Annotated in this window: 24 protein-coding genes and 1 pseudogene; 20 read left to right on the top strand and 5 right to left on the bottom strand. The window is 42.0% G+C overall.

Annotated elements, in window-relative coordinates; all coding sequences use genetic code 11:
* Positions 1-1035: pseudogene (locus N179_RS16985) on the top strand (hypothetical protein); the annotation flags it as partial.
* A gap of 24 nt (positions 1036-1059) precedes the next feature.
* Here the strand turns inward: N179_RS16985 and N179_RS14635 are convergent.
* From N179_RS14635 to N179_RS14615, 5 genes are all read right to left on the bottom strand, one after another.
* Positions 1060-2082 carry a tyrosine-type recombinase/integrase gene (locus tag N179_RS14635; protein WP_075643106.1) on the bottom strand — a complete coding sequence of 341 codons (1023 nt, stop codon included), beginning with the start codon at positions 2080-2082 and terminating at the stop codon, positions 1060-1062.
* A gap of 599 nt (positions 2083-2681) precedes the next feature.
* Positions 2682-3638 carry a sensor domain-containing diguanylate cyclase gene (locus tag N179_RS14630; protein WP_075643105.1) on the bottom strand — a complete coding sequence of 319 codons (957 nt, stop codon included), beginning with the start codon at positions 3636-3638 and terminating at the stop codon, positions 2682-2684.
* A 217-nt stretch (positions 3639-3855) separates the two neighbouring features.
* Positions 3856-4305 carry a DUF1569 domain-containing protein gene (locus tag N179_RS14625; protein ID WP_075643104.1) on the bottom strand — a complete coding sequence of 150 codons (450 nt, stop codon included), beginning with the start codon at positions 4303-4305 and terminating at the stop codon, positions 3856-3858.
* A gap of 392 nt (positions 4306-4697) precedes the next feature.
* Positions 4698-5000 carry a hypothetical protein gene (locus N179_RS16895; protein WP_075643103.1) on the bottom strand — a complete coding sequence of 101 codons (303 nt, stop codon included), beginning with the start codon at positions 4998-5000 and terminating at the stop codon, positions 4698-4700.
* A gap of 456 nt (positions 5001-5456) precedes the next feature.
* A complete protein-coding gene (locus tag N179_RS14615) occupies positions 5457-6545 on the bottom strand; it encodes a GGDEF domain-containing protein (protein WP_055966389.1) in 1089 nt (362 codons plus the stop codon).
* A gap of 307 nt (positions 6546-6852) precedes the next feature.
* Here N179_RS14615 and N179_RS14610 point away from each other — a divergent pair, with 307 nt between their 5' ends.
* From N179_RS14610 to N179_RS14505, 19 genes are all read left to right on the top strand, one after another.
* On the top strand, positions 6853-7827 hold the full coding sequence (locus tag N179_RS14610; RefSeq protein ID WP_055966392.1) for a helix-turn-helix transcriptional regulator: 975 nt from the start codon (positions 6853-6855) through the stop codon (positions 7825-7827).
* A 71-nt stretch (positions 7828-7898) separates the two neighbouring features.
* Positions 7899-8546, top strand: coding sequence for a type 1 glutamine amidotransferase family protein (locus N179_RS14605; protein ID WP_055966394.1), 648 nt, complete (start codon positions 7899-7901; stop codon positions 8544-8546).
* Between the two features lie 116 nt (positions 8547-8662).
* A complete protein-coding gene (locus N179_RS14600; RefSeq protein ID WP_075643102.1) occupies positions 8663-9184 on the top strand; it encodes a MepB family protein in 522 nt (173 codons plus the stop codon).
* A 640-nt stretch (positions 9185-9824) separates the two neighbouring features.
* Positions 9825-10205 carry a GntR family transcriptional regulator gene (locus tag N179_RS14590; RefSeq protein ID WP_200934657.1) on the top strand — a complete coding sequence of 127 codons (381 nt, stop codon included), beginning with the start codon at positions 9825-9827 and terminating at the stop codon, positions 10203-10205.
* Entirely contained in the window at positions 10198-10878 is a 681-nt protein-coding gene (locus N179_RS14585; RefSeq protein WP_055966405.1) for an ATP-binding cassette domain-containing protein, read from the top strand. Before N179_RS14590 ends, N179_RS14585 begins: the two co-directional genes overlap by 8 nt.
* A complete protein-coding gene (locus N179_RS14580) occupies positions 10875-11693 on the top strand; it encodes a hypothetical protein (RefSeq protein WP_075643100.1) in 819 nt (272 codons plus the stop codon). The genes N179_RS14585 and N179_RS14580 overlap by 4 nt, the downstream gene beginning before the upstream one ends.
* A 17-nt stretch (positions 11694-11710) precedes the next feature.
* Positions 11711-12808, top strand: a complete 1098-nt coding sequence (locus tag N179_RS14575; RefSeq protein ID WP_075643099.1) for a hypothetical protein — start codon at positions 11711-11713, stop codon at positions 12806-12808.
* Positions 12809-13064: 256 nt separating this feature from the next.
* The gene (locus tag N179_RS14565; RefSeq protein ID WP_075643097.1) at positions 13065-13421 is read left to right on the top strand and encodes a hypothetical protein; all 357 of its coding nucleotides are present in this window, start codon (positions 13065-13067) and stop codon (positions 13419-13421) included.
* A 318-nt stretch (positions 13422-13739) separates the two neighbouring features.
* Complete coding sequence (locus N179_RS16830) at positions 13740-14228, top strand: helix-turn-helix domain-containing protein (RefSeq protein WP_158024772.1); 489 nt, start codon at positions 13740-13742, stop codon at positions 14226-14228.
* Positions 14229-14585: 357 nt separating this feature from the next.
* Positions 14586-14774 (top strand): hypothetical protein, encoded by a 189-nt coding sequence (locus N179_RS14550; protein WP_053451926.1) that lies wholly within the window; start codon positions 14586-14588, stop codon positions 14772-14774.
* 14 nt (positions 14775-14788) lie between these two features.
* Positions 14789-15013: a hypothetical protein gene (locus N179_RS14545; protein WP_050678812.1), complete on the top strand. Its 225-nt coding sequence runs from the start codon at positions 14789-14791 to the stop codon at positions 15011-15013.
* A 92-nt stretch (positions 15014-15105) separates the two neighbouring features.
* Entirely contained in the window at positions 15106-16197 is a 1092-nt protein-coding gene (locus N179_RS14540; protein WP_053451925.1) for a hypothetical protein, read from the top strand.
* 181 nt (positions 16198-16378) lie between these two features.
* Positions 16379-18592: a VirD4-like conjugal transfer protein, CD1115 family gene (locus N179_RS14535; RefSeq protein WP_075643096.1), complete on the top strand. Its 2214-nt coding sequence runs from the start codon at positions 16379-16381 to the stop codon at positions 18590-18592.
* 12 nt (positions 18593-18604) lie between these two features.
* A complete protein-coding gene (locus N179_RS14530; protein WP_075643095.1) occupies positions 18605-18853 on the top strand; it encodes a hypothetical protein in 249 nt (82 codons plus the stop codon).
* Positions 18854-18872: 19 nt separating this feature from the next.
* On the top strand, positions 18873-19145 hold the full coding sequence (locus tag N179_RS14525; protein ID WP_075643094.1) for a hypothetical protein: 273 nt from the start codon (positions 18873-18875) through the stop codon (positions 19143-19145).
* Positions 19146-19324: 179 nt separating this feature from the next.
* Positions 19325-21232, top strand: a complete 1908-nt coding sequence (locus N179_RS14520) for a pLS20_p028 family conjugation system transmembrane protein (RefSeq protein WP_423752127.1) — start codon at positions 19325-19327, stop codon at positions 21230-21232.
* A 4-nt stretch (positions 21233-21236) separates the two neighbouring features.
* Complete coding sequence (locus N179_RS14515; protein ID WP_075643092.1) at positions 21237-21548, top strand: DUF5592 family protein; 312 nt, start codon at positions 21237-21239, stop codon at positions 21546-21548.
* Positions 21549-21552: 4 nt separating this feature from the next.
* A complete protein-coding gene (locus N179_RS14510; protein ID WP_075643091.1) occupies positions 21553-22188 on the top strand; it encodes a hypothetical protein in 636 nt (211 codons plus the stop codon).
* Positions 22189-22195: 7 nt separating this feature from the next.
* Entirely contained in the window at positions 22196-24139 is a 1944-nt protein-coding gene (locus tag N179_RS14505) for a VirB4 family type IV secretion system protein (RefSeq protein WP_075643090.1), read from the top strand.
* The last annotated feature ends 31 nt before the right edge of the window (positions 24140-24170 follow it).

Raw genomic sequence — 24170 nt, 5'->3', positions numbered from 1 at the left:
TTAAATGAAGAATTAATAAAAAATATTTCTAACGCTGAAAAAGCATTAGATATTGAAAAAAAAATTAATGTCATTAAAGGAAAGTTAAACGATAAAATAATTGATTTCTCTTTAAGTGAACTTAATTACGACGATTTAAAATCAAAAAGCCTAATTATTACAAACGAAATACAGAAGTTAAGTAAAGAATTAAAAGATCTGAAGCAATCCCAAGATGAAGTAAGAATTTTTGTGCATAATATGAGTAATATAAAGAATAGCTTTGAAGAACAATTTAATATTTATGAGGTTAACTCTATTAAAAGATTATTTGATAAGATAATAGTTAATCGTAAAAAAATTGATTCTGAATTGAATCTAATAAAATCAGTAATACCTTCTGTAGAAAATAGCTATCATAATAAACCTATCTTAAATCAAATAAACTATACAGAATTGAACATAATTCAAAAGAAAGCGATATTAGAGAAAGTAAAAGATAAAGTAAAAAAAGTAGAAAATGTTTCTAATATAATTAATGACGAATATGGGAATGCAGCTATAGATTTTTTAAATTCAAAACAAAGTGAAATTCAAACTTTCTATAAATATTTAAATCCAACTCCTTCTAAATTTAATGAATTAGATTTTGAAATTAAGAATAATAAAGATTTAATAATTAAAGTGACAGATAGTACTAATACTTTAGAGAATTCTGTCGAAAAAATTAAATTTTCTGAAAGTGCAAGTAGTATTTTAAGCTCAGGTCAGTTAAATATTTTGGCGTTATCAATATTTATTGCAACTAATAATGCGAAAAAAGGAATAGATTTCAATTTTATTGCAATTGATGACCCAATTCAAAATATGGATGATGTGAATCGCTTTTCTGTTTGCGATGTGCTCAGTAATTTAAATAAACAGTTGATTTTTTCAACGCATGATCAGGATTTTTTAAATCTTTTTTTGAAAAAAAATGAATATCAGCTAGAAAATATTGGATTGTTTTCTTTAGATGCAGAAAAAAATATTTATAAACAAATTTCATTAGTATGAGAATAAATAAGAAAAATTATATGGTTAATCAAAATAGCTATTTAATTTATTCTCTATGTTATTTATATCCTGTAAATATTGGTTTGTTGTACTGATAGATTCATGACCTGAAAGTTTCATAACTTCATATAATGGAACACCGTTAGATAATAGTTTAGTTATAAAAGATCGTCGGAACCAGTGTGGCGAAGTACTGTGTAAAGAAAATTGGTCAGAAGCTGCTTGAGCTATAAGTCTTAGTGCCTCATACGAAATAGGAAAGTCCTTAATGCGTAAATTAAAACAAATATAAGAACTTAACACTTCTTCTATTTGCATCAAATTTTTTAATCGGTGGATGAGATGAATTGTTTTTTTCGATAATGGAATGCGTCTCCATTTGTCACGCTTCCCTTTAAATTCAATATAATTTATAGAAGACGTTTCATGAATCTGACTGAACTGTAACTTTAATAATTCTGCAGCACGCATCCCAGTAGTCAACAATAGATAGCCCATCGTCTCGTTCCGTAACTGCAACAGCTCGCGATGCTTTTTCTGTTTCACCGTATGCCGGAAGGCGAGGGCGATTGCTTCCATTTCATCAAAGTCAATTTCGCGGCGTAGCGGCTCAGGCTTCATCTGGTCCTTCACCTGCAGCGACAGGTCTCGCGCGTGGTAGTCGTTTACGTGCAGGAAGCGCAAGAATCGTCGCAACATAGTATTTCGTCGTTTAACGGTCCGCGGCGCATACTGATCATGGACATCTTTTAAGTACTCGTGCAGGTTAAGAATCGTTAGCTGTTTAACGCCCTGCGTCTTCGTCACAAAGAACCGTAAAATATAATCGAGATCTTGTTTATAAGCCCGCTTTGTATGCGGGCTTTTTTGACTATAGATCGGGAACAACTCCGTTGCCCAGAATAGTTCGAAAATCTCGAGGTCGCTCAAAGCTTCCATGTTCAAATGATCATTTTCTAAAACAGCTAGCAACTTTTCCCGGCTATCAGCAAATGCCAGTGCTGCTTCTTCTTTAATCACAATTTCGTTCATTTCTTCTTCGTTCATCAACTATCCTCCGATCTCTCTGCTCAACGCTTCCTCTTTTGACACCTTTTTTGTTCATTTGCTAAGTAAATCACCGATTATTTACGTATTACATTCAATTATGACTGATATACATGCGTATTTAAAATGTAATCGAGTAATTAGTAATTGTATTACATCATTTATCCATATTCAGTATAACAAATAACTACTTGTGATAACAGATAATTATCACAAGTAAATTAATTAAGGGTAAAAAGGTGACATAACACGATTATTGATGAAAGTGAAGACCGGACGTATTTTAAAGTCCTAGTAAAGGTTCCAGTTAGTGCAACTATTTTTTGTCTCACTAAAAAGAGAATACTATTTATTTTGAGACGAAAGAAAAATCAATGACTTATATCCTATATGATTGCCTAAGGGATGAGAGTGAGCAAAGAAAACACGAGGATCGGTAGAAGAATACTTATCTGTTAGTAGAAATTAATTGAAAGCTACATATAAAAATAACATTATCGATGATGGGTGCTAATAAACTAACTTACTTCCTTTTATAGTTGTATGAAACAACTATAAAAGGAAGATAAGAAATTTTACTAATGGTGTATCGTAATCTTTTAATTGGTCAATGCTTTATAAAATTGATATGTGTTCTTCCCAGAAGCCTTTGCTGCATACAAGGCAACGTCTGCTTGTTGTAAAAGCGTTTCAACAGGTTGGTCATTCTCTTCGCTATACATTAAGATCCCGATACTCGTTGATACACGATAGGCAGATTCCCAGATAGAGAGACTCATTAGGATGCGTGTTGCTAACTGTTCCCACTCTTCTCGCTCTCCTTGATGAGCGAAATGAAGAACAAATTCATCTCCTCCTAAACGAACCGCATGGGCATGAGGATATTCTCCCGCAAACTGTTGGAGTCGTCGAGCTACTTCTTGTAGGACACGATCCCCTACTTCGTGACCAAAGACATCATTAACATGTTTGAATCCATCCAAATCTAAAAAGAAAAGTGCTCCGGCATGGTGAGGGTGATCTTCAAAATGTTTACTAAGGTAGCGTCGATTGTAGAGTCCTGTCAATGCATCTTTCCAAGCGAATCGTTCTAACTCTAAGTAGTAGAGGAACAGACGGACGATTCGTTGCAATAGCTCAATATTTCTTTCCTCATATAGACTTACTTCATCATTGATAGCACACAATGTGCCAAACGCTTCACCATTCGTTAGGACAATTGGCATTCCAAGATAAGATCGAACATTTGCTTGTTCAAGTGCTTCATTTAATCCCGCAAGATCCCCTTCTGCAGGTATGTTTTCTAACACCAATGGTATTTTTTTCTCGAAGTCTACTAAACTACACAGGGAGTGATTCAAGTCGAGAATCATCCCATCCGTCATGGGAATGTCAGCTTTCTTGTTTGCAATTTTAAAGATCAGTTGCTTCTCTTTCTCGATCGCTGATAGATACAGCATTTGATGAGGTAAAATCTCATGTGCAAATTGTAATACATCATCGGCCAGTTCATTAAAATTGTTATACATCTGCAATTCTCTAAAAGATTTCGTCATTTTAGCACCTCACTTGTATGGATTAGTAGATCAACCTCTCTTGGTAAGATTTAGTATCGAGCAACTTAGAGTATATTTTTTATCTACAAGCTAATTCAATTTTATCGTTAACTAAAATTCATCCTAATGAAGGAGCAACTAGAATTCAAAAGATGAGCATCTTTTTAAAATATTCTCATTCCATTAAATAAAAAAATGAGGTGACAAAAGAAATGGTCTACACACCAAACTGCTGTAGATGATGATCAAGGTGTTTAAAGATTCCTTTTCCCCACTCCTCAGCAGTAAGCCTTCCGAAAAAAGGATGTGGATGAGTCGTGCAACTTTCTGGACCGTTCATTTGGAAGATTTTAATTTTTTGTTTAAGTTTGTTCTTCTCATTTTCAAACTCTTTTGGATCAACGATCAAAATAGTTGGGATAGTAGACATATTCTTTGGTAACGGCTTGTTATTGTAAAAAATCGGCTTTGCTACTTTTCCTACAACGAAACCTAACCAACTTCTTGTTGGAGTAGAATATCCCATGGCGATGTCTTGAAAAGCGGAGCAATGAGATAGCATTTGAGCGACGTCCATTGCTCCCCACTTAGGTTGAGAGTTCTTATTTAATTTATCGATACGATTTAAGATTTCTTCCGTGCATTGAATATTAAAAATATTATCCATAAAGCCCTCCCTTAGCGTCATAAAAAATGAATATATACGTTATGATATGTAGTGGTACTTCGACATTTATTTCATACCCACATTCCATATTTTTCATGTTTTATTAGGGGATTGAACGTAAAAAAAATTATGTCATACGGATATCATAATCAAAAAAAGATTTATTCATCGATTTTGATGATAAACTTTCCTTTTAAATTTCTATTCGTGATTCAATTCTTTTACTTTTAAAATTTAAATACTAGTATTGTTTACACTGAGACTATGAAAAACAAGTGATATAGATGTAATGATAGAAAAAGCCCAATCTAGATAGACTCCTGAACTCCCCCCTTCGGTTTACTTAGAGGTGGTGGATTCCTGAGTGATTCGACCAATCGGTCGAAACGTGATCAGGCTAACTCCGTCGCTCTGGCGGTTGAAGAAGCTAAGATACGTTCTTCTCCTTGTTTGAGATTCGGTTCTGCGTTCATATCACGGTCGTGATGGATGTGGACGGACACACCCATCTTCAGCAGTTCGTTGATGTCCTGTGCAAAGAGCAGGGAAACGAAGTATTTGCCTGAAGCGGTGCGTCGGATCGTCGCGTTCAGAATTCGTCCTGCTACCAGCTTCGAGTTCGCGAAACGTACCCACTTCAGATTTGGAAGTTTAATCATGTTGCCTAAAATCGAGACTTCCGGAAGTTGAGACATACCTTGGATGTTCGGCTTATAGAATTGGACAGGTTTCGCTTCGACTTGAAGCGTAGGCGTACGTTCTGCTTCTTGAAGAAACGAGCATCAATCATCTGCCAGATGCTTGATGCTCGTTTGTACGGACGTACTATCGACTTCTTTCAACAACGGAAGTAAGAGCCGTAAGAGAGCCCTTTTTCCGGTCTCTTAGTAAGTCTCTTCCCACTTCGATAAGAAATAGTTGAAGACAAAGCGCGAATAACCGTCGTCTTGATAATCAGAAATTTTTGCTCTTTCGTCGGGTGTAGTACGAACTTGTACGCGGAATGCTTTAACATGATGTGCACCTCCTTTCCAGATAATGTACTCGAAAGGGAGGTTGGCGATTCATCTCTCACTATTACTGGGGCTTCATCCACGACGTTTAGAAGTGGGAGTATTCTCACCTAATTTAGATAAAAATGAAGAAACTGGTTATATAGATTTAAAGACCTGATTTCGTCCGCGATGCTTCGCTTCGTACAGAGCAGCATCTGCACTTCTTGTTACTTCCATGAAGCTGACAGATGTTCGTGAATCACATGAAGAGATCCCGATCGATAGGGTAACATGAATGTACTCTTCCTGATGGATATGAAAGCGTGTCGATGCACAAGATACTCGAATGTCTTCTGCCAATTGATCTGTATAAGAAATGTGTGTTTCAGGGATAAGGAGCATGAACTCCTCTCCTCCATATCGACCGACGATACCATTATGCGGCGTGTGTTCTCCGAGCAAATCACTGATCTGTGATAAGATTTTGTCTCCTTGGTCGTGTCCATATTTATCATTAACGAACTTGAAGTGATCGATGTCAATCATCATGACCGTAAATGAGGGATGGGCAATCATAAAGTAGTCCACTTGATCTTCAAGGGCACGACGGTTATGAAGCCCGGTTAAAGAATCCGTCAGTGCTAATTCTTGATGTAGTCTCACTTGTCCATAATGTTGTTTGACATAATACAGGAATGAATGGATGATGACGGCTACTGAGGCAATATAAAAACTAAATAAAATCGCATTTTCCACAAAAGAATTCATGTCGTTTTCACTGATGTAGACGAGTGGCAAGTGGATAAGTAAACAGCAGGTGATAATAAGGGGGAGTGTCTTGAACTCGTCTCGTAATAAGTGCTTTAACAGTAAGACAATACTCAAGATGACGGTGTAAGTGATTAAGATCCAAGGGAATAGAAAAAACTCATCGTTCGTTAAGGTCACAACTTGCCACATCAACAGAATGAACCATGTGATGATCCCGTAACTTGTCCCCCCATAATAGAGGGCGATGATTAGCAGGACGATCGAGAAGTCGAATGTAAAACCGCGAAACGAGATCTCGTTAATGATTACCCAATAACAGGCAATCAGTGCTAAGATGATCACGAATAAGTACTTTTTCATAAAGGTAGTAGTATGCGACTCGATTGTAAGACGTTTGTAGCAAAAAAGAGAGAGTAGCACGAACAGTGCAATGAGCGCTAAATTGACTATTAAATCGTTTACCAGATGAATCATGACGAAATCTCCTCTCTTCCTAAAACCTCCCTATCTCTGCCGTTGATTTTTGAAAAATGAATCATATTAAGTAATAAATACCCATCTATTTCTTTTTTACGCCTAGTTCTAAAGTGCTTCTGAAATAAATCTTAGAACCCTTCTTTTTAATGCAAAATAGGTGAGATGATGCATTTAAAGGAGCATTTAATAAACAGGAAAATCATTCAAAACTGTATGTTTATGAGATAGATAGGGAACATAGCTAGCCTACATCATAAAGTTAAATGAACTAAAAAATGACAAAAATAAAAAAGAGGCGAGAATTGTGGCAAAAAGCGATAACTTACTTGCTATCTTATGGCTACTACGAGAAGGAAATAAAATCACGGCAAAACAAATCGCTGAACAGCTAGAAATGAATGTGCGGACCGTCTATCGGTACATGGATACGCTCTCCATGAGTGGAGTTCCTATTGTTGCTGAAACGGGTGTGAATGGCGGATATACTCTTTTGAATCATTTTGTAGATGCTCCTCTCTACTTTGATCAGGAGGAACAGAGTGCCCTTTACCATGCAGCGATCTTTGCTGAAAAAGCAGGCTATTACGGAAGTACAAGCTTACAGAATGCCATTTTAAAAATTAATCGACATTCGAAAGTAGAGGAGACGGATGCACTGCAGCTTCCGATTGATGCACTTGAAGTAGCGCATGAACATGTCCCATTAACTGCTTCCGCAGCACGTAATCTCTCCCGCATCGAGAGTGCGATTTTAAAGCGATTCAGTATCGAGATTATATATAGACGCCCTAACGCTGAAAAAACTGAGAAGCGTAGAGTAGATCCCTACAAGATTGTCTATTGGAAAAGTGCCTGGTACGTGACAGGACATTGTCATTTGAGAAACGCGATACGTAATTTCCGAGTAAACCGGATTGAACAATTGACTGTGACTGATCATCTCTTTCTCCTACCCGAATCATTCAGAGAATCAGATCTCTTTTTGACCGAACTCTTACCTAGCAGTGAAACGAATGAATCGAAGAAAATTGATCTTGTCATCAGAGGAACCGAGACAGCCATTGAAGAGCTTAGTCGTCACTGGTACTTGAAGAACTGTATCAAACAACAAGAACAGCGAGAAATTGTCTTTTTCATTGAGACTTCTGTGCTAGAAACATACATACCAGGCTTACTCATTACATATGGAACGGCAGTACAGGTACTCTCCCCTACGGAGGCTAAGCAACTGATTGTCGAGCGCCTTTTGGAACTAGTAGAATTTCATTCTCAAACTTGATCTTTACTGACGGTAGGTGTCAGGAAGACCATTCTAAAATAAGCCTATGGCATATTTAGGAGAGTGGAAAAATGACAAAGCAGATGTATCTTTATGTCTTCGATTCAGTATCGGATTGGGAATACGGTTACGTAATGGCTGAATTAAAATCAGGCCGGTACTTTAAAAGGGGTGAGAAGCCCTTACATGTCATTACTGTCGGTGTAAGCCGAGATACGATAACGACGATGGGCGGGCTTCGCGTTAAGCCCGATATCACAGTTGAAGAAATGAACGTGAGTGAACAGGACTTAATCGTGCTTCCAGGTGGAGAAAGTTGGGGGCATCCAATACACGACCTTATGTTAAAACAAGTTGATAATGCCTTCAATCAAAGGGCATTCATCGCAGCAATTTGTGGTGCTGTCCATGGCTTGGCAAAAGCTGGTTACTTAGAACATTTCCATCATACGAGTAATGACCAATCTTATCTTGAAATGATCTATCCAGCATATCGAGGAAACACGTTGCATCAAAACGGTTCTGTCGTCAGAGACGGCCAATTGATTACGGCTTCCGGTGTGGCCCCGCTCGAATTTGCAAGAGAAACAATTGGCGCAATGGATGTCTTTCAACCGAATACGTTAGAAGCATGGTATCAGTTGAATAAAACAAACGATGCTACGTACTTTTATCAACTAATGTCGTCACTTCAAACAAAAGAAGGTTCTACAATTTAAGTATGAGTACTACGTGCTCTATTGAGATTTTATCAATAGCTGTGTTGTCGACAACTTTCGATGTTTGATATCAATTCAATTAACGCTCTAAGTAAGATAAAGGATGGTAGATAAGAATGGACGATTTTTGGATAGCCTTAGCACATATCAATGAACAACTATATGTACCCTGTGGATTGACGCCACATGCTATACGCGAAGAAGTGCAGAATGCTACATATGGAGCGGGACGATTCTATATCGGGGAAACTTCCGTTCGCTTTCGAGTTGCTAAAGTGACCACCGCTAAACTCGGTCAGTTTGTAGTGATTTGGGAAAAGGATACACTGAATAAAAATCAACCATTTTCAGAGGAAACGGCGATGGATTTGTTAGTTGTGAATACGTTCACTGACTCGAATCGATTTGGTCAATTTGCTTTTCCGAGGGAAGTGTTAAAGGAGCATAAGATCCTTAAGACGGATAAGACGAAAGGAAAAATGGCAATTCGTGTCTATCCGAGTTGGGACCAACCAGCGAGTAAACAAGCCATCGCAACACAAAAGTGGCAATTAGACTATTTTATAGAATTTGAAAGTCCCAATTCTCTATCGAAAGATGATGTACTTCGGCGTTATTCAAATGCTGCTAGAACGTAAAATGTTCAAACATAAGTCACTTGATGCTGATCGCGATAATCTGGTCTGCACATTTGATTATTGAGAGCAAGAAGAGAGCGCATTCTTTATGATGTGCATTCTCTTCTTTTTCGTATAAATAGCTATCGACTTACTTTAACTCAAGAAATAGTAGAGAAATCCCAACAAAATGAGAATAATCGGTAAAAAAATGAAGTACATCCACGACATGTTCTTAGCTGAGGTTTTATAGTCGTATTGTTCTTCTGAAGGTTTTTGACCAATTCTTAAGGTAAAGACAAGACCGATAAGGCAAATAACTAAAGCAATCCAAAATAACATCATCATATGTAATCATGCTCCCTTCATTCTAATCATAGCAAAGATGACGAACAAGAAACATCACATTACTATTTTGCAACTTAACAGTTCTACCAAGGAGTAATTAATTTTTGTAGTGTAAGGATAACGTTTCTTTTATTAATAGTATGTGAACTACAAAAGCTAGCGGAGAGTATGTTTACTCTCTTGTGCTGGGAATTTTGAAATGATTATTGGAAATTCTAAAAAAGAATGATTGACTCAATGCTGTACTATAGTTATGATACAGTAATTGGATGTACTATTGTTTTAATACATTGATTATTAAGAGGTGAATTACTTGGAATTCGATCAGAGAAGCCCCGTCTACCTACAGGTCATTCGTTGGTTTAAAGAACGGATTGCGACTGGAGAGTTTGTTGGTGGACAGGAAATTCCGTCCCGACGCGCCCTTGCTGCAGAGTTAGGTATCAATCCAAATACGGCACAAAAAGTATATAAGGAAATGGAGGAACAACAATTGATCACGACAGAACGAAATGTACCAAGTAGAATCACGACTGATCCACAAGTCGTCGAACGTGTACGCTCCGAATTATTAAGTGAGGCAGTCGCACAGTTTGTCACAGCAGTACAAGCGATTCAAGTGCCACTTGATGAAGTCATGTCGACGGTTCAGAACGTGTATCAAACCAACGAGCGAGGTGAGTTGGATGCTTGAGGTGCACGGCTTACATAAAAAATACGGACGAAAGCGTCCTGTACTTCAAGGCGTATCCTTCACGGTACCACCGAACCAACTCACTTGTCTGATTGGTTTAAACGGTGAAGGGAAGTCAACGATTTTAAAAAGTATCATGGGGCTCATCCCACTGGACGCAGGGACGATTGTAGTAGATGGTGAGATGTCGCGTGAGCGGATTGCATTTGTCCCTGATCTCTCGACGATGCCTGGTTATATGACTGTTGGGGATGCAATTCTTTATATGGAAGACTTCTATCCAGATTGGAATCACAAGACGGCAGAAGAATTGATGGCATTTTTCAAACTCCTGTCAACAGATAAGATTAGTGACTTATCAAAGGGAAACAAAGCGAAGGTTAATTTATTACTCGGTTTCTCGCTCGATCGTCCCTACTTGTTGCTAGACGAACCATTAGCAGGTATCGATCTCTTTACGAAGGAACAGATTGCTTGGATTTTCTCAAGTCACTATATGGAAGGACGCGGCATTTTAATGACGACGCATGAGATCGCAGAGGTCGAGCACTTGATTGATCGAGTTATTTTCTTACAAGACGGTAAAATCATCCATGAAGATGATGCTGAGGAGATGCGTGAGTTATATGGAAAATCGGTTCAGGACCGGATGCGTGAGGTATTCCAGCGATGAAAAAATTCATAATGTTATTGAATGAAGAATTAAAACGCGGAGCTAAGTTTTATCTGATTGCTCTTGTTGGACTAGTAGTACTAGAATTTATTTCTGTTGTCTATGAAATAAAGAGTTATCAGTCTAACGTCGAAGAGTATATGCGTGTGGATCGTATCTCACAAATGGAAGCAGTTCGTTTAGCAGGTGGTCCTTTTAATTTTGGTAATGCAACTTCTTACTTCCAGTACATTATTGCCATTGCCATGATGTTAATACTCTTACTCGCTTTCCAGATTTGGTATCGTGATTGGTTTGGTGAGTCGAAGTATATCTATCGACTACTGATGTTACCTGGGAAACGTACTGCAATCTTGATGTCGAAATTAACTGCGGTAATTCTAACGATTGCGAGCTTCATCGGCATTCAATGGATTGTTCTCTTATTAAGTGGGTCACTGTTCAAATGGTTAATGCCTGAAGATTTAATGGAATCCAAGCGAGTGTTTGGAGAGAATAGATTTATAAGCATGTTCTACACGTTCAATATTGCGGATACGTTTATTATCCTTTTGGTATCAACTCTTGTTGTTTCTTTTGTTTTCCTCATTATTTTGATTGAACGTTCTTATCGTAAACGTTTAGCAATCCTGCATGTAGTGTTGGATGTTGTATTGCTCATCGTTCCTCTTGTAGGACTTGTTTATTTCTTTGAGAACACGCATTTTCTATACCCTGATCAAATCACGACGTTTGTTATTGGTTACTTCCTTCTTTACTTTGTCTATGTCTATTGGAAGAGCATCCGGCTATTGAATCATAAAATCTCTATTTAAGGAGTGAAACGAAACGCATGCGACGTTATAAACATGTATTAGCAATCGGTGGATTGAGTCTGATTCCGATTGGGAGCTATTTCGGTTATGCTGCAATGATCGATGAACCAGAATACGTCGTCGAATCTGTACAAGGAAAGGCAACAGATGATGCCGTAAAGGATCTTCACATCGAACTTGCAAGCGCTCGAGTCAAACCTAATTTATATGATATAAAGTTAGATGGCACAATCAAGGTTTCTGAACAAAATTATTTAACCAGCTTATATGATCCGATTGATATTAACTACCCAAAAGATTTTTATCGTTTCATTCGGGGAACAAATGTATCCTCTAGCGAAAATGGCACCTATACATACGGAATTGAAATGAAGTCCGATCATATCAATTATCAATCCTATGATGAAAAAACTAAGAAATATACAAGGGTAAGATTTCCTTATGCTACAATCAACAGTCATCAATACCAGAATAATGAGAATGTGTTTCAAATACTTGGTCACACCAAAGAACAACTATACATTGCACAGAATGCCTATGGTCCAAGTAAAGATATGAAAATTCTGCGTCTTGATATCAAAAAACGTCATATAAAAGAAGTATCGTTTGTATCGCCGCCTCCAAAACAAAATCAATCTCGTACACTTGTTTCTTCAAATGAATTTGGAACACTGTATATTTTAGAAACAACTGATGAAAATGATGTGATCAATAAGTTTGATTATTATCTCGATAATGGGAAATCAGTTAAGAAAATTAAAGCATTAAATAAGTTTGCATATAATGGTTCAATGGATTTAATTTCCGATAACCGTCAATTATTACTGTACGATTCACCTAAAGACCAAAGTAAAGACATTGTATGGAGAATTTACGATTTTAAGACAGATAAATTGAGTGAACATCGAGTAACCGCTAAGTATCCAAATCAGTTTAATAGTACACACATCTTTAATACTGACGAACGATTATATCAAGTATCCCCTGTCGAAAAGTCAAACTTCCAAGTAACCGTCATTAATCTAATAAATGATTCGATTGAGTATCAAGGGATCATTCGAGACAAAAACGGACTAAAGAATTTTAATATATATGATTTTCGAATTGGACAATAAGAGAAATTTGCGATTGTTAATGCTTTTAGATATAGTGGAAAAGCACTTAGTGTTGTAATGGATGTAGTATCTCCAGCAACTGCTAAATACATGAAGAATTCAGGTAAAATCGCTAACGCTATTGATGGTTCTAGTGACATGCTTCACGATGCAATCTATCAATCACTTCTAAAAGCAGATGTACCAAAGGCAACCGTTCAAAATATCGCTCGGGAAATTGATGCATTTTTATTTTAATTTTTAGGGAGAAGTCGCTTTGAAGAGATCAGATACAGATTATCAATACTTAATCGATGAGATTGAAAAATTAAAGTTTCATAATCGTTCTTTATTAACTTTGATTGGAAATTTACATGAAGAAGAATTAGAGAATACTACGATTCATGAAGCAGTCATTTCATTTGATCTTTCTAAAACTGACTTACGTCAGTTGAAAGAATTGATCATGAATTACGATAAAAATCGATTTGCTTTTGAACAAAAAGCATTGCTCATCAATCCTGTGTTTTCTAGAGATAATCTACTTTTCATTATCGAATGTTTTGTTAACTCTGAAATGTTTACTACTATGGGAAACGAAATCTTGGATGATTATAAAAAAATAAATAATTGAGTACGATCAATCCCGTATGTCATTCCTGAAGCATCATGAGTTGAGAATCAATAGACTCATGATGCTTTTTCATATGTATAAGTAAACCATCTTAGTTCACTCTTTATTAAAAATTTTACAATTTGAATACACATTCACTATATCTTTGATAATTTTACAAAATTAGTGCTGATACAACTAATACCGTCATTATTCGACATATGTAATAAAGTTGACATATTAAAATAGAAGTTGAATTAACAGAATAATCTGCTATATTCTAACTATCACCAGGAAAACATTGTCATACTGTGGTTCTCGAAGGAAAGGAGCATGTATATGTACCGATTCGGAGAGTGGTTACGACGAGAGCGTCTAGAACATGGATGGAGTCAGGTAGAATTAGCAGAAAAGACGTTCGGAGAGATTTCGCAGGCAGCCATCAGCGCTTATGAACGAAATCGTTCACTTCCTTCTATCCTCGATGTCCAAATCCTTGCGACAGCCTGTGAACAGACACTAGGATCCATCCCCTGGGATGAATTCGACTTAAGGATGGAAAAGAAGCGGAATTGGTCCAACCTAAAGCAAGAACGTTTTGATTTAGCAGAACTTCCGCTGGCGGATTCTGTGCGCACGTTCGACGGTAAGACGTATCAGCTGCACGGACGAATTGCGATCGAACAAGAGAGTAAGGAGACGCGAGAAATTTCGCAACTCTATTACCGGATCCGTACGGTCGTCGGAGAGAATCAAGTCATCGCTAAACGAAAGAACCCGAATGACGAATTGACTCATGTCTCACGCCGTAGACTCGTTCATCAGTGATAATTGCTCGTTGAATACGTATCTACCTATGGAATGACACGAAGCAATCAATGTCAGGAAGAAATGATGACTGTAGCAGCATATCGCTAAGGACAGTCCTTCCAATCATATATCGGCGTGTCCCTCACGAGTGACCGGGTGAGCGGGATATACGCAGAAATGGTTTGGCGAGAGTCGCCTAAAACTCGCCCACAGGTCACGCATTCGTTGAGGGTTAGCGAAAAACCCTAGACAGATGTCCGGTACCGGATGTCAGAGTTCGTGGGGGAACGTGCTCTAATCCCACCGTCTTGCTCGACTCCGACTGTCCTTAAGGATGTGCTGCTGCGCATCGATCTCAAGAAAGGAGTGTACGTGATGCCGACACGTGAACAGAAGCAAAACAAGACCTTTGCCGAGAAGTTGCTCCGGATTCAAGGGAAAGACTATGAGGAGTGGCTCGACGCCCAACATCAGCTCGTCATCCAAGAGAACCAGGAACTAATCTTAGAAGCGCTCGATTCAAAACTGAACTTCACATCGCCTGTAGTTACGTCACGGGATTGAGAGGAGGAAAACAGATGGGCTTAAATGAGACAGGACTCAGCTTGCTCCAGTTCTTTCAAGGACTCGCCGTCATCGCCGCAGCCATCGCCTTCGCAGTTGGTGGCTTCTACTTCATTTTCGGGGGGGATCGTGGACGCTCGAAAGCAGTCGGTTGGCTCGTCGGTGGTGCCGTCGGCCTGATCATCGTCATGGGTGCTTTCACGCTGGCTGAGATGGTCAACGATAATATCAAATTCTAATTGAATAAGTGACCAAACAGACCGTCATTCCAAATTGGATGGCTTTTTTTATTGTCTTCGTTACGATGTCTCGCTTCAAAGGAGGAGAATCTATGCTCTTCATCCGTTTCACGGATATACCGAAAGATACCTTTCCGAATTATGAGCGTCTACCATACGAGGAGGCGCTTTTATTATCGACACAAGTTCATCAGGAAGCCCAGCAAGCGAACGAACGCTTCTCGAGTGAGTTCCGGATTTTTGATGATGCTAACCAACTCGTCTACAAAGGAATTTTCCAGTTTGGTGATCCGACCTATCCGAATCTTTATTTACAACTGAAAGACCGGATCCCGCGTATTCGGATCCGAAAGGAGGATGCGACGAAGAAGATCCTATTACTCGAGAACCTAGAACGTTTGACGCCGGAATCCTACAAGGCGATGACGATGTCAGTGGTTCAGCAACAGCCGAATGCGACACACGTCTCCCGCTTACGTCGCGGTCAACGTCGTCTCGTCTACGGCGTAAGTGGTGTCAGCCTCTTGCTCCTTGGTGCGTTGTCCGTTGTCCAACTCGTTCAGCCGGATCCACCAAGCGGCGTCCAAGCGGAAACATCAGATTGGCAACCACTTTATGAAGCAGCGTTGACGGGAGAGACGGATCTACTCGTCGAACGACTCGAAAAACGAAAGTCGCTGAACGATGAACAACAGCAATTCCTGATTACACAGTATGTCGAAGAACAGGACTACGACCAAGCGGTTGCTGTGACGAACGATCCGATCGACGTTGAGACGATCATCATGCAGTCGAAGCAATTCGCGACGAACCGTCAAGAGATGTTACAAGCCTTCCAAGCCGTTTATCCGACGGACGAAGGAACGTTCGATCTTGCTATCTTGCAGAAAGACTATAAGCGTGCCGTCTCACTTCCGGATGTCGAGATGACGACTGCCCGTCAGGAAGCTAAAACACGGGCCTACATCGTATTGAGAGATGTGAAGAAGGCACAAGAGAGCATCAAGACGGTTCAAGACGAGAAATTGAAGGAGCAAGTGGCAAGACTCATCCAGCTCGATGATGAAATTCAAGCGCTCGAGGGTCAAAAGCGACAGTTATCGGAGAAGAAAGATAAAAAAGAGTTAAAGAAGCTAAATGAGTCGCTCGAAGCGAAGCTAAGACAAATCAATAAGATTATTTAATGAAAGTATGGTGATTGAAATAATGAATAAATCACAGTCATCACAATCTATTCTTTCATCTACCTGGTTTTGGCGCTGTTTTATCTTCTTGATTGCTTTACCTATTCTCTTGTTCCTAATACTCAATGTGGCATCTCAATTCCTACAAGCGATATTTCAAAATCTCTTCCAGGACGGGAAGATGACGACCGGCTCTCCGCTTCAGTACGAATCGAATTGGTGGACGACGCTTGCTTGGTCTTCTTCCTTCGCATTCACGATCTTTGGTGCCTGCTTCCTGCTTAGTAGCTTTCTCTTATTGAAGTATTGGCTCAACTTCCGCGACCTCAAGGCAGCACAAAAAGGAAGTGCCCGCTTCACAACGTTCCAAGAGCTGAAACAGCAGTATCGCGATGTGCCGGACCGTAAGCAGACCTATAGCGGATCCGGTGGTGTCCCAGTCGGCCGTTACCGCGATCGTCTCTACATCGATGATAGTGCCGTTAATAACCTTGTCATCGGGACGACCCGTTCCGGGAAGGGTGAGACGTTCGTCTTTTCGACGATTGATCTCTACAGTCGTGCCGAACGCCAAGCGAGCCTGATCATCAATGATCCGAAGGGTGAACTATTCGCCGCTTCCAAAGAGACACTCGAAGCACGCGGGTATCAGGTCGAAGTCCTGAACCTGATGAACCCGTCGCAATCAATGTCCTACAATCTGTTACAGCTAACAATCGACGCGTATTTGGACGAAAACTACTCTCTTGCCCAACAGTATGCCCGTTCAGTCGCCTACATGCTGTATCATGACCCGAAGGCGAAGGATCCATTCTGGAGCAACTCTTCGACGGACCTTTGCACCGCTCTGATTCTCGGGTTATGCGAACAAGCAAAACATGAACCGGAGAAGATCACGATGTATAACGTCGCTTTGATGTTATCCGATCTCGGATCACGGACGGTCACGGATGACATGGGACAGGAACAATCGGCACTCGACGCCTTCTTCGCATCGTTTCCGGAGAATCATCCGGCACGTATGCAGTACGCGACGCTTCATTTCTCCGGTGGGCAGACGCGCGCGAGCATCCTCGCTAATACCAACGCCAAGCTCGGGATCTTTACGCTTGATGCGACGGCACGTTTGACGGCGCAGAACTCCCTTGATATGAAACTGATCGGCTTCAACCGTTGGATTCGCGGACGTGCCCTTCCCTTGTCACGGTTGACGTTCTACTTTCCAAGCGGGAAACAACTCGCCTTGACGACGGACGACGACGGGAGTTTTGTACTCCATCACGAAGAAAACCTCGAAGTGGATACTGATATCACCGTAGAAAGTGAAGGACAGCAGTACACCGTGTCACTCTCGGGTCGGAAAGACGAGACGGACGGTCTCTTCGACTGGACGACGGATGCACCAATCGATATCCGGGAGATTCGTCAGCATCCGCGCCCAGTCGCCGTGTTCCTGATCGTTCCGGATTACGATCCGACACTGAATGTCATCGCCTCACTGTACGTCAAACAAGTCTATACCTCCCTCGCTCGCGTCGCCTCGCAAGCGACGAGCGGACGTTGTGAACGCCAGGTTATCTTCCTGCTCGACGAATTTGGGAATATGCCAGCGATTGAAGGGATGGCGAACATCATCACCGTCTGTCTCGGTCGGAACATCCGCTTCAACCTCGTCATCCAGTCCTACGCCCAACTCGAGAACCTCTACGGGGAGGATTGGAAGACGATCGACGGGAACTGTGGAAACACGCACTACCTACTGACAGCAGATGAGTCGACGGCAGAATTGATTTCGAAGAAGCTCGGGGAGCAGACAATCGTCACGAAGTCGCGTTCCGGACAGACGTTCTCTCTCTCGAAGTCGAAGACGGAGAGTGTCGATGGTCGGCGCTTGTTGACGGCAACCGAGGTGATGGGACTGAAGGAAGGCGAGATGTTGATCATCCGTGTCATCAAGCGGCAAGACAAACAACAGAAACGGATTCAGTCCTATCCCCTCTTCCTGACCGGACGGACGGCGCTGAAATATCGCTATGAATATTTGGCGGATGACTTTAACACGGACCGTTCCATCAACGATCTCGTCATTCCCTGCGCCCATGCCCATCTTGACTTGAATACGCTTCGTGTCCCGTTCCATCTCGGCGCCTCAGTTACAACCAAGATTAATGAGACAGGTGAGGAGACAACGGATGCAACAGAATGGCGTGTCTGTGATGTCCTGCAGCCTAAAATCCTACGCTCAATCTTCGAGACGACAGAATACGATACGTTACCGATTGATATGTTCGAACAAGGCATCCTAGATAAGACAATTCCTGTGACCGACAATCAGCGTCACTTTTTGAAGACGATCATCAGCAAACGACTCGAAAAACTCCGTCATGGCGTCTAAGGAGGGCATCATATGACAGAACTGACACGCACGGAACGCGTCCAGCGTGAACTCCGCGTCATCGCGACCATCAAGGAGAATAAGAAGCGTCTCCGCCGTGGTGAAGTATTGAATATCCAGACCCGGGACGGATTCCTCGTCGTATTTGAGGAAGAAGACCCAGACTCAGGCGACCGAAAAACTGTTACGCTTATAGACACATTCGATTTCCGGGTTCACGTCAGTAATGGCGATCTGACGGATCCGGAACAGGTGTCATAAACGGAAAAGGGGTGGAGGCATGCAAGCGAAACGAGTATTCTCCGGACTATTGATTTCCTCTGCGTTACTTTTGGTCGGTTGTAACGAAACTAAAGACTCTAGTCAGGCGAATCAAGTAAAGTTATCCAAGGTAGAAAATCTAATGGATGGAAAACAGGAAGGATTCCTACTAATTTTAAAAGAGGAAGACGGAGATATTGGCTCATATCAAAATAAACTCGATTCCATAGCAAAAAAAACGAAGTACCTATCAACATCTATAATATTTTTCAACCTGATGCTAAAAAAATAGTGGATAGAGCAAACTTTGAATACACATCTACGCTACAAGGTGAACGTTTATATTACGTGTCGAAAGGAAAAATCAAAGATAAATTAAATATTAATCGCCTTACTGATGAGACTTTTACTAATACAGTCAATGAGTTTGTAACTAATAATAAATAGAATGAAACGGAGGTCTGGATAGATATGTCTGATGCTCAGGTTATCCAGAAACTTACCGAATTCGAACGTCTTTTCAATTTAAGTAATCTAGTTAACGACGCTTTACGAACTGTAGGGTGGATTTTTGTCAGAGGGCTTTCTTTATTGATTGATTCTCTCGAAAGTCTTACAGATGATATTTTGATGATCAAAACATTCTTTAATAATCCTCAAGTGGTTGAATTCGTTCAGACGATTCAACCTTTTTTGTATGTACTATTAGCCAGCAGCTTTGTTTTTACAGGCTATCTCATCATTTTTCAAAAGAAATTCGATCGTGAAGGGCTTCTTATCAATATTTTCATTTCATTGATGATTTTAGGACTTCTCTCACCTACGATGAAACAACTAAATGAATTCACAGATCAGGCAGTCAATCAAGTCAAGAGTAGTAGTATATATGGTTCTGAAAAGGAAACTATATCTGAAACAATACTCAAAGAAAATTTAAATGATTTAGTAGCATATGATAAAAATGGTTTTGAAAACTATACAGAAAACGTCGTAAAAAATAATGTTCCGACCAAATTAATCAAAGGATTACAGATAAATGAGGTGTTCGATAGCAATAAACTAGACATCTCCACTACTGGATCAAAACTTTCAAAATCATTTATTCTTTGGGACGGTAGTGAGGAAGTACTAGGCGAACTCGATCAAAGCGGACTTGATTGGAATAACCAGTACTACTATCGGTATCATCCGAACTGGTTGACGATTCTTGTCACCCTTGGCGTGATGGGCTTCACCCTCTTCTCGATTGCCTACAAGCTGGCTCGACTTTCGTTCGAGTTGGCTTTTAATTATGTTCTAGCGATTTTAGTCGCTCCCGCCGATCTACACAGCGGACAAAAGACGAAGAAAGTCATTCAAAGCATCCTGAATACATTCCTCGTCATCATCTTGATTTTCGTCTCGATTAAGCTCTACACGATTGGGACGGCTTATCTGGCTGATACACTCGACGGTCTCGCCTACTTGATCGCGTTGATTGCTTTCTCCGCTGCCTTGATTGATGGACCGAACATGGTCGAACGCCTCTTCGGGATTGATGCAGGTCTGAAACGTGGGTGGGGTGTCGCGCTTGGGGCGTATGCTGTCGGGAAAGGTACTGCGAAAGTCGGAGCTCGCGTCGCTGGGCAGACGATAAAGAGGACATCGCGCCCTACTACTCCATCCGCCTCAGAAGCTGCCAGTACAAAGTTACCACCGAACCCACCACCTAATGGTGGCACACCGACGGGTCGTCCGGATCGTTCGTCTGACAGTGTGCCAGTTCGCTCACGAGCACAAGAGCGCACTTCACGATCAACCGGACAAGAGAACCAGCGCATTGAATCAACTGATTTATCGACGCACGACACGAATTCGGAGAGTCCGACTGCAACAACATCAAAAGAGTCCATGCCACGCCGTTCGGACTCCGTCTCACCACAATCACCTGCGACTACTCCGTCATCATCGCAAACATCTGTTTCACGACCGAAGATGCCCGATGAATCGATGAAGGAACGACCGATTACTTCACCTGATGCGTTCAATACCTCTGAAACAACTGTCGCATCGCAACCTACTTCACCGTCGGAACAATCCATTGGAACACGTGCACCTAATCCATCTTCTATTCACTCAGGATCAACACCTGACACGACACCTAAAGAGATAGCACATACTCTTCCCTCTTCAGGCGCGAGCAATTCTTCACCTTCTATCAATGAGTCGCAAGAGACGTCATCGGGAACACAACGGCAACGAAAGTCGATCTATCAGACACTTGAGACGACGACACAAAAAGAACTCAAGCATGTCGAACAAACGCAGACACGTGTGAAGTCAGAATCGTCACGGATGTACTCGACCGATGTACCGCGTCTAGACCCGAAAAAGGAGTGAGAACATGCAACAGCGCCAGTATCGGATTCCGAACGAAGTCACGACCGAGCTGAAAATCAATAAGATGCTCTATCTCTATGATTTACTCTTTCTCGTCGCTTTGATCATCGTCCGGTTGATTGCCCTGCCGTTCATACCGGACGCCTTGCATCTTCCGTTCACGTTCTTCCTTGTCGCGTTCGGACTTTTCCTCGTCATCCGACCGACGACGAATCCAGAGAAACGGATGATTCACGTGCTCTATTACGCGCTGATGAAGAAGAAAGACACTTATATCGCATTGACAGACAGTAAGGACGGATCGAAAGGAGCGTGATGGCATGAGTTTATCGGAAGAGAAACGATCTAAAACAATTCCGACGACAGACATTACTTGGCTCGATGAGATGCAATTGACGACACCTTCAACACGAAAGGAAAAACGCGTCCGGATCCCATCATCCGTCGCCTCGCTATTACCGATTGTCGATTCGACAGCATTCGACATGTTCGAGATGCAGGACGGGACGTTCTGTGACATCATCCAGCTGACTTCAAAGGATATCTACGGGTTGTCCGAAACGGAGAAAGATCATGACATCTTCTCCCTCGCCTATCTGTTACAGGCGTACATTCATCCTTTGAAGGTGATTCCGCTCAACACACCGCTTAATTTGGAGAAACAGAAACAACGGATTGAACGACAGCTACGGCAAAATCAAAACGCCGCCTATCATCCGTTCCTGCAAAAGAAGAAACAAGAACTGATTTATCTTGAGGAACATCGCACCAATCGCGATTATCTCCTCTTTTTTTATGCACTGGACGAGGCGATGCTGCGGGAACGGAAGCACCAATTGACAAAACTGCTTCGACGCAGCAATCCGATGATTGAACTGACGCTCGAGCAGAAAATCCATGTATTGTTCCAACTACACAACCCGAATACGAAACCGACTCAGGACGGAAAGGAGTGATGATGGCATGTGGCGTACGCGTTTTCTAAGGAAGCAGGACCCCGAAACAATCAAACGACAGAATGGCTACAATCCGACATTCGTCCAAACCATCCAACCACAAGGCGGACTCCGCTTCGAACCGAACTATGTCCGGACCGGTGACGGTTATCTTGCCTGCCTCCATGTCTACAAATATCAATCGACCGTCTACGACTTCTGGCTCGAACCGATTCTCAATCTCCCCGGCGTCCTGACGACGCTCGACATCGGGACGGCGGACAAACGGGAAATGATCCGAACGATTAACAAGTCGATGGCCGAGCAGAATACGCGCTTCGAGAATGCGAAGGATAACGTCGACCGGATTGATGCACGCGAGACCTACAAGGAACTGAATGAACTCTACGAACAGATCACGCAGGGCGAGACGATGAAGTATCTGCATCTCCGTCTCTACGTTAAAGCGAAGACACTAGACGTACTCGAACGCCAGGTACAGGACGTGATGGAAGAACTCGAAGCACGGAACTTCCGCGCAACCGTCTTCCTGAACGAACAGGAATGGGAATGGGAGAGCCTGTTCCTCAGCTACGAGCAACAGCAAAAACTACCGAACCGACGTCGCGGGAAAGAGATTCCGTCGCTCTCAATCGCAGGGGGTTATCCGTTCCATTTCACGTCGCTACAGGATCCGACCGGGACCTATTACGGGACGACCGATACGAACGGGAGCGTCATCTTCGACTTGTTCCATAAGGACAAGCAAAGGAAATTTTACAACGCCTTGATGATCGGCAAGATGGGCTCCGGGAAATCGACCTTGCTCAAGAAGACGGTCCTCGATCAAGCCATCAAAGGCAATCACGTCCGCATCTTAGACGTGACGGGTGAGTTCTCCGACCTCGTCCGACAACTGGGCGGGAAGGAGATTGCGCTCGATGGTTCCGCTGGTCGGATCAATCCGCTCCATGTCTATAAGACGGTGACGCATGCCGACGGCTCGGCGGACGAAGCCCTCTCGTTCATGCAACATCTATCGAAGATTGCGGTCTTCTATCACTACATCAATCCAGCAGCTACACAAGAAGAAGCGAACGAGTTCGAAATCCTGCTCCGGCAACTCTACCTCGAGAAAGGGCTCTGGAATGAGGACGGTGACGCGCCAATCACGACGCACCCTGCAAATACCTATCCCATCTTCTCCGACTTCTTAGCGCTCGTCCGCTCTGAATTGTATGCGGACGTTACGCGGACGACGATCCGCGAGACAATCAGTATGAACCGTATCCGTCGTCTTGAGAACATCGAGCTCGCGATCACGAACCTCGTCCACAACTACGGCAATATCTTCGACGGGCACTCTTCAATCGAACGATTCGATGAAGAAGCGATCGTCTCATTCCCGCTACGCAACCTGACCAATCTGAAAGATGAAATCTTTCAGGCACAGGTCTTCAACCTGATGAACATGCTGTGGGACGGGATGATTCTGAATGGTGCCGGACAACTCCGCAGCTACAACCAGGGCGAGTTATTAATCGAAGATGCCTTCAAATATCTGATTGTCATCGATGAGGCACATCACCTGATCAATACGCGCGATATCGCCCAACCTGCGATTCTATATCTGCAACAGTTCATGCGCGAAGCACGGAAATACTTCGGTGGTATCTTCTTCGCTTCCCATTTGATTACGGACTTTGTTCCGACCGGTTCGAAGTCGGAGAATGCGGAGAACGTCAAAACCTTGTTCCAGCTGACGCAATATAAGTTTATCGGTGAACAGGATGCCGAAAGCATCCCGACGATCCAGACCGTCTTCGACGGACAATTGACGGAGAGTGAGACACGGTTGATCCCGTCGCTCGAGACAGGACGGATCGTCCTCAGTATCTCCGGTGTGAAGACGCTGATCTTTGATGTTGATGTCTCACCCGAGGAGCTGACCTTATTCGGAGGTGGTGCCTGATGTGGAGTACGGTCCGGCAGTCGGCACGTGT

Origin of the sequence: Exiguobacterium indicum HHS 31 (assembly GCF_001939065.1) — a bacterium.
Lineage (GTDB): Bacteria > Bacillota > Bacilli > Exiguobacteriales > Exiguobacteriaceae > Exiguobacterium_A > Exiguobacterium_A indicum.
This window is presented reverse-complemented; position numbering and strand designations above follow the sequence as displayed.